The organism is Mesorhizobium sp. M1006 (assembly GCF_040318825.1).
In the GTDB taxonomy this organism is placed as follows: domain Bacteria; phylum Pseudomonadota; class Alphaproteobacteria; order Rhizobiales; family Rhizobiaceae; genus Mesorhizobium.
The window spans coordinates 40234-46465 of the sequence record NZ_JAMYMZ010000041.1 but is presented as its reverse complement, the minus strand read 5'-3'; the positions used below and the strand labels follow the sequence as shown (position 1 = coordinate 46465).

The window sequence follows — 6232 nt, the reverse complement described above, 5'->3', positions numbered from 1 at the left end:
TCAGCGACGTCTTGCCATGGTCGACGTGACCAATCGTGCCAATGTTCACATGAGGCTTAGTGCGCTCGAATTTACCTTTTGCCATAGTCTCTTTCCTTGGACGGCCTGGGGACGGCCTGGACCTTCAGTTCAGTCGAATGCGGGGCGATTAGCGACTAAGGCCGAAAAACACAAGTGCCTTGTCGCCGAGCGCGCTCGCCCGGCCCGAACGCGTGATCCGGTTTCGGAGAATGTGGCGCGGATATAGGAACGAACAAGGGCAAATGGAATGGTTACGGCGGCGGCTGACGGCTTTGACGGATTTACAGCCGGATCTGGCCCATTGCCGCCCTGGCGCCGGTCTGATTTCGTGGGCCGATGCATTTCATCCCGACTGCCATACGAGGCCCGCTGTTCATGGTCGTTTCGACCGGGTCCTACATCGTCAACGACACGATGATGAAGCTCGCAACCGCGGGACTGCCGCCCTATGAGGTGCTGTTCCTGCGCGGCGCTGCGGCAACATTGTGGGGCATTCCGCTGCTGTTCATGCTGGGCTATGGCAAGCAGATCCGGCTGATCCTCGACGCCAAGGTTTTGCGCAGGAACATGCTCGAACTGGGTGCGATCCTTTGCTACGTGGTGGCGCTCGCCAACATGCAGATCGCCGATTCGACCGCGCTCGGGCAGATCACGCCCTTGCTGATGCTGGTCGGCTCCTCGATGCTGTTTGGCGAACGGATCGGTGGGCTGCGCCTGGCGCTGATCGGGCTCGGCTTTATCGGCGCAGTGATGGTGGCACAACCGACAATGCAGGGGATTTCGGTCTATGCCCTGCTGGCGCTAGGCAATGCCGCCCTGTCCGCGGCGCGCGATCTGGCCGGACGCAAGGTCGCCGCCGACGTGCCGGGGATGATCGTCGCTATTTCCGCGGTGATTGTCGTGCTCGCGGGCGCCGGCGTTGCGCATCTGGTTTCCGAGCAGTGGGTGGTGCCTGAAATCCGTCACCTGCTGCTGATGGGCGGCGCCGGACTGTTCCTGATCTTCGGCCACTTCTTCATCTTCATGGCCTATCGCGTCGGGCCGACCAGCGTGGTGGCGCCGTTCTACTATTGCTTTACCGTCTGGGCGGTGATTTCAGGCCTGGTGGTATTCCGGCAACTCCCGAATGCGCTGGCCATCTGCGGCATCCTGCTGGTGGTCGCCAGCGGGTTGACCATCGTCTCGCTCGACGAGCGCAAGCGCCGGTTGACCGTCGTCGCTTGAAACTGAAATCGGCCTGCACAATAGGAGGAGCGCGTGGCAAGCCCGGATGACAACCAGAATTCACGCAACCGCAGGCTTATCGGAAAGTGCCTGTGCGGCGCCGTTCAGTACGCGGTGGCGGACGCGTTCGTCTACGCCGCGAACTGCCACTGCTCGAACTGCCGGCGCACCACCGGCTCGGCCTTCAAGCCATTCGCCGGCATCGAGCGCGACAGGCTGAGCCTGACCAAGGGCGAGGACAATCTCACGATCTTCGGCGATGAAACCGGCCATGACGCGCACTGCAAGACCTGCGGCTCGTTGCTCTATTCGGTGGTCCGCGACGGTGCCTTCGTGCATGTCGCCATGGGAACCCTGGTCGACGAGCCGACCATCCGCCCGACGCAGCACATCTTCGTCGGCTCCAAGGCGAAGTGGTTCACGATCACCGACGATCTGCCGCAATACAGAGAACACGCGGTCGCCGGAGATGCCGGCGAATAGCTGACCGTTAGAAAACGCTCAACCAAATTATCGTTTCGTTTTCGCGTCCGCCGCCAAGGAAACTATACTGTGCTCCGTCACTGAACTTATGTCGCGGGGATTTCTGTGGCATTGCCGCCCGACTGGTTGCCCAATGTTGCGATGAAGCGCGTCATTTGCCACTGGACGGCCGGCTCGCATTCGGCCGGCGATACCGACAGGGATGCGTATCACATACTGGTCGAGGGGAATGGCCGCCTGGTCAGGGGCCGGCCTTCGATCGCGCTCAATTCGGGCCGGGTAAAACCGGGATATGCCGCGCACACGCTCAACTGCAACGGCGGCTCGATCGGGGTTTCGCTCTGCTGCATGGCCGGCGCGGAGCAAAGGCCGTTCGATGCCGGCCGCTATCCGATGACCAGGGCGCAGTGGGACGCGATGGCCGCCGTCGTCGCCGAACTCTGCAAATACTACCGCATCAAGGTCACGCCCAAAACGGTGCTGTCGCATGCCGAAGTCGAGAGCAATCTCGGCATCGAGCAGCGCGGAAAATGGGATTTCACACGGCTGCCCTTCGATCCGACGATCAGCGGCGCAAGCGCCTGTGGCGAGCGGCTGCGCCGCGACGTGACGGCGGCAATGGGCGCGATGCCAAATCTGCCGGTGAGGAACGGGCGGGAGCCCCCATGGCAGCGACTGCTCGAGGAATTATGGCCGATCATGGTGAAAGGGCTGGAAGCCGGCCTCAACACGCTGATCCGCGAAATCCTCAAAAGGATGAGATAGGCGGTCGGCATTCACCCGAATGCCGACGCAACTGCCGGACGGCTTCTACAGTGCCCTCTTGCCGCTGAACTGATGATAGGCCCACAGGACAACCACGGCACCGACCACGGCGACGATCAGGCTATAGATGTTGAGCCCGGTAACGCCCGACGCGCCAAAGGCGCTGAAGATGAGCCCGCCGACGATGGCGCCGACAATCCCGAGCACGATGTCGAGCACCAGGCCTTGCCCGCTTTTATTGACGATCTTGCTGCCTATGAAGCCGGCGATGACGCCGAGAATAATCCAGCTTAATATTGACATTTTTCCTCTCCGTTCCCCGCACCCGATTACTTCCACATTATTAAGCAAAGCTCAAGCCAACTTGAAAATCATGATTACGGAAAGCTCAAACCGGCTTGAAATTCGCCATGGATGCGTCATTGTTGGAGACGGACGGGCAATTTGACATGGAGATCCACAATGGGACTGTTTGACAATGCCGTTCCCGGCGGCAACGTCGCCAAGCCGCTGATGATCGCGCTCGGCGCACTTTTGGTGGGAAAAATGCTGAGCGGTGGAAATTCCGCCCAGCCGGAGGCGGCGCAGAGCCCTGCCCCCGTCCCGCCTGATACAACCGCATCCGCCGATGGCGGACTGCTCGGCGGTCTGGGCGGACTGCTCGACAAACTGAAGGACGCCGGCCACGGCAACGTTGCCAATTCGTGGGTCGGCACCGGTCAGAACCAGCCGATCAACCCCAGCGATCTGGGCAGTGCCCTCGGCCCGCAGATCATTCAGGAGATCGCGCAAAGGACGGGTCTGAACCAACAGGACCTGCTCAAGCAACTGTCGGCGGCCTTGCCAGGGCTTGTCGACCAGCTGACGCCGAACGGGCAAGTGCCGCAGCAGAACCAACTCGCGTCCATATTCAGCAAATTCGCGAGCTGACGCCTGTCGCCCCACACCGCCTGCGGTTCGGGACAACGATAACACAGATTAAGATGCGCGTCCGTCTGGACGCGCAACGAATACTTTGAACTATCGGCAAAGCGCTTCGCTTGGCGGTGCCTGCTTCGGAATCGTGCGCGAGGTGCGCCGCGGCTTGGGGGAAATCTGGAGCGGGTAGCGGGAATCGAACCCGCATATTCAGCTTGGAAGGCTGCTGCTCTACCACTGAGCTATACCCGCGCCTTTCAGTCAAGCATCGGATCCGCTCCGACGCTCGCTCTGCGTTTCAGGGCTTCCGGGCCGGCAGTGGTGGAGAGGGTTGGATTTGAACCAACGTAGGCATAGCCAACGGATTTACAGTCCGTCCCCTTTAACCACTCGGGCACCTCTCCAGTCTGCCGCCGGAGCCATGCAACGAGGCATCGACGCGTCGCGGCTGCCAAAGCAGCCCTTCCGCGAAGCGCCTTATGGCGGCAGCGCCCAAAACTGTCAACCGCAACCGTCCGGCAAAAAGCGCTGAATCTCACGCCTCGCCCGACAAGCAGCTTATGCAGCTGTATCCATGGCCGGACGACACGGCTATAGAAGCCGGCCATGAGCAACGACAACAAATCCAAGACCCCTAAAGACACCCACTACGCCAAGCTGCGCCGCGCGCATCGCGACGAGAAGAGCGGCGGCGCGCCGGCGTTCAGGCCGCGCCAGCCGGTGCCGCCCGGCGAGAACCCGGCGGATGGGCTGGTGCGGCTCTACGGGCTGCACACGGTGCGGGCCGCACTCGACAATCCGCGCCGCAAAATCAGGAAGATGCTGGTGACGCGCAACGCTGCCGAGCGGCTGGCAATCGCCGACCTTGGCGCTTTGCCCTTCAAGGCGGAGTTGGTCGAACCCAGGGACATCGACAAGATCACCGGCTCGGATGCCGTGCACCAGGGCGTGCTGATCGAGGCCGAGCCGCTGAAACCGAAACGCCTCGATGCGCTCGGCGACACCAGGCTGGTGCTGGTGCTCGACCAGATCACCGATCCGCACAATGTCGGTGCGATCCTGCGCTCGGCGGTGGCTTTCGGCGCCGGTGCATTGATCACCACGGCGCGCCACAGCCCGCAGGAATCCGGCGTGCTGGCGAAGTCGGCCTCCGGCGCGCTGGAGCACATCGACCAGATCGAGGTGAAGAACCTCGCCGATGCGCTGGAGCAGCTGCGCGAGGCCGGATTCCAGACGATAGGGCTGGATTCGGACGGGCCGGCGGAACTTGAAACCAGCTTTGCCGGAGAAAAGATCGCGTTGGTACTTGGCGCCGAGGGCAAAGGCCTGCGCCAGAAAACGCGCGAAACGGTGACGACGCTCGCCCGCCTCGACATGCCGGGCGCCATCCGCTCGCTCAACGTGTCGAATGCCGCCGCGGTGGCGCTTTATGCGGCGGGGAAATTTCTTTCAGCGGATTGATCGAGCGATCGGTATGTACAAGGCGTTCTCAAACCAGGGAGAATGGCTCGCGCTTCTCGCGAGTACGATCGGCACATTGAGAACACTCACTCCGCCGGAGTTTTATGACGAGGCGAACGACCGCTACCACGCCGTGATGGATGACATGTTCCAGCTTGTCCACGGCCTTGAGAATCCAGCCGATTTTGGAAAATTTCTCGACGTCAACGCCGGCCGGGAGAGTTGGTTGCCGGAGAACGCCGAAGCCCTGACCTCCATGGACGTCACAGAGATCCATTATCGCGTCGCCAGCAACTTGACCGATGAAAGATGGGTTGACGGAGCTCTTAGCGAAGCGTTCGAGAACGGGACGCTTGTCCCAGCCCTCGAGCGGATAGCTGCCAATATCGGTGAGTTCAAATTGCCTGGCAGCAGCCAGCAAACTCTCTAACCAATCTCGAAGTTGGCCATCCGCTCCAGCGCCCGAACCAGCGCCGAATGATCTTCCTTAGCGCCGCCGTTGGCCGCGCACGAGTTGAACAATTGCTGCGTCGTTGAAGTGTTGGGCAGGGCGACGCCGAGCGCTTTCGCGCCTTCAAGGGCGAGATTCAGGTCCTTGTGGTGGAGTTCGATGCGGAAGCCGGGCGCGAAGCTGCGCTTGATCATGCGCTCGCCATGCACTTCCAGGATGCGCGAGTTTGCGAGCCCGCCCATCAGCGCCTGCCGGACCTTGGCCGGGTCGGCGCCGGCTTTTGAAGCAAAGACAAGCGCTTCGGCGACGGCCTCGATAGTCAGCGCGACGACGATCTGATTGGCGACCTTGGTGGTCTGGCCGACGCCGTTGGGTCCGACCAAAGTGATGTTCTTGCCTATCTTCTCGAAGATAGGCGTGGCGCGTTCGAAGGCTGTTCCCTCGCCGCCGACCATGATGGTCAGCGACGCCGCCTTGGCGCCGACCTCGCCGCCCGACACCGGTGCATCGAGATAGTCGCAGCCGAGATCGTTGATCTTTTTTGCGAATTCCTTGGTCTCGATCGGCGAGATCGAGCTCATGTCGATGACCAGCTTGCCTTTAGTGAGGCCTGACGCGACGCCATTCTCAGCGAACAGCACGTCGGCGACCTGCGGCGTATCCGGAACCATGGTGATGACGATGTCGGCGGCACGCGCGACGGCATCATGGCCGGTGACGGCCTTCAGGCCCTTGGCGACGAGGTCGGCCGGCGGTTTCGAGCGGTGGTCGCTGGCGACGACCTGATAATCGGCGTCTAGCAGATGCCCCGCCATCGGCGCGCCCATGATGCCGAGGCCGATGAAGCCGATGGTTTCCATGTTTTTCTCCAAGTGACTATGTGAAACGCCCCCTCATCCGGCCCTTCGG

At 61.7% G+C, this 6232-nt stretch carries 8 protein-coding genes, 2 tRNA genes and 1 pseudogene; 6 read left to right on the top strand and 5 right to left on the bottom strand.

All coding sequences use genetic code 11. The features are described 5' to 3' along the window. Window positions 1-85 (bottom strand): annotated as a pseudogene (locus NKH60_RS27270) (GTP-binding protein); the annotation flags it as partial. A 272-nt stretch (window positions 86-357) separates the two neighbouring features. On the opposite strand from NKH60_RS27270, the gene NKH60_RS27265 reads away from it, so the two are divergent. The 3 genes from NKH60_RS27265 (at window position 358) to NKH60_RS27255 (ending at window position 2493) form a co-directional block, all read left to right on the top strand. Continuing rightward, window positions 358-1245, top strand: coding sequence for a DMT family transporter (locus tag NKH60_RS27265; protein ID WP_352874073.1), 888 nt, complete (start codon window positions 358-360; stop codon window positions 1243-1245). A gap of 33 nt (window positions 1246-1278) precedes the next feature. Continuing rightward, window positions 1279-1728, top strand: a complete 450-nt coding sequence (locus NKH60_RS27260; protein WP_352501672.1) for a GFA family protein — start codon at window positions 1279-1281, stop codon at window positions 1726-1728. A gap of 105 nt (window positions 1729-1833) precedes the next feature. Next, a complete protein-coding gene (locus NKH60_RS27255; protein ID WP_352874070.1) occupies window positions 1834-2493 on the top strand; it encodes a peptidoglycan recognition protein family protein in 660 nt (219 codons plus the stop codon). 45 nt (window positions 2494-2538) lie between these two features. Here the strand turns inward: NKH60_RS27255 and NKH60_RS27250 are convergent, their stop codons facing one another. Beyond that, window positions 2539-2796: a GlsB/YeaQ/YmgE family stress response membrane protein gene (locus NKH60_RS27250; protein WP_023717513.1), complete on the bottom strand. Its 258-nt coding sequence runs from the start codon at window positions 2794-2796 to the stop codon at window positions 2539-2541. Window positions 2797-2955: 159 nt separating this feature from the next. Between NKH60_RS27250 and NKH60_RS27245 the strand changes: the two genes are divergently transcribed. Then, window positions 2956-3423: a YidB family protein gene (locus NKH60_RS27245; protein WP_352874068.1), complete on the top strand. Its 468-nt coding sequence runs from the start codon at window positions 2956-2958 to the stop codon at window positions 3421-3423. Between the two features lie 166 nt (window positions 3424-3589). On the opposite strand, the gene NKH60_RS27240 is transcribed toward NKH60_RS27245, so the two are convergent. Together NKH60_RS27240 and NKH60_RS27235 are read right to left on the bottom strand one after the other, a co-directional pair. Next, window positions 3590-3663 (bottom strand) — tRNA-Gly (locus NKH60_RS27240). 67 nt (window positions 3664-3730) lie between these two features. Further along, a tRNA-Tyr gene (locus NKH60_RS27235) sits at window positions 3731-3815 on the bottom strand. A 202-nt stretch (window positions 3816-4017) separates the two neighbouring features. Between NKH60_RS27235 and NKH60_RS27230 the strand changes: the two genes are divergently transcribed. Both NKH60_RS27230 and NKH60_RS27225 read left to right on the top strand, forming a co-directional pair. Next, window positions 4018-4872, top strand: coding sequence for a TrmH family RNA methyltransferase (locus tag NKH60_RS27230; RefSeq protein WP_352819675.1), 855 nt, complete (start codon window positions 4018-4020; stop codon window positions 4870-4872). A 13-nt stretch (window positions 4873-4885) separates the two neighbouring features. After that, window positions 4886-5302, top strand: a complete 417-nt coding sequence (locus NKH60_RS27225; protein ID WP_352874065.1) for a DUF6508 domain-containing protein — start codon at window positions 4886-4888, stop codon at window positions 5300-5302. On the opposite strand, the gene NKH60_RS27220 is transcribed toward NKH60_RS27225, so the two are convergent. Continuing rightward, the gene (locus NKH60_RS27220) at window positions 5299-6183 is read right to left on the bottom strand and encodes a 2-hydroxy-3-oxopropionate reductase (protein WP_352874064.1); all 885 of its coding nucleotides are present in this window, start codon (window positions 6181-6183) and stop codon (window positions 5299-5301) included. The two genes, NKH60_RS27225 and NKH60_RS27220, sit on opposite strands and share 4 nt — an antisense overlap. Window positions 6184-6232 lie beyond the last annotated feature (49 nt).

What these genes read in the sequence shown, in the direction of transcription:
- NKH60_RS27265 (WP_352874073.1), top strand. Translation starts at nt 358, where the DNA reads ATGCATTTCATCCCGACTGCCATACGAGGCCCGCTGTTCATGGTCGTT.
- NKH60_RS27250 (WP_023717513.1), bottom strand. Translation starts at nt 2,796, where the DNA reads ATGTCAATATTAAGCTGGATTATTCTCGGCGTCATCGCCGGCTTCATA.
- NKH60_RS27245 (WP_352874068.1), top strand. Translation starts at nt 2,956, where the DNA reads ATGGGACTGTTTGACAATGCCGTTCCCGGCGGCAACGTCGCCAAGCCG.
- NKH60_RS27230 (WP_352819675.1), top strand. Translation starts at nt 4,018, where the DNA reads ATGAGCAACGACAACAAATCCAAGACCCCTAAAGACACCCACTACGCC.
- NKH60_RS27225 (WP_352874065.1), top strand. Translation starts at nt 4,886, where the DNA reads ATGTACAAGGCGTTCTCAAACCAGGGAGAATGGCTCGCGCTTCTCGCG.
- NKH60_RS27220 (WP_352874064.1), bottom strand. Translation starts at nt 6,183, where the DNA reads ATGGAAACCATCGGCTTCATCGGCCTCGGCATCATGGGCGCGCCGATG.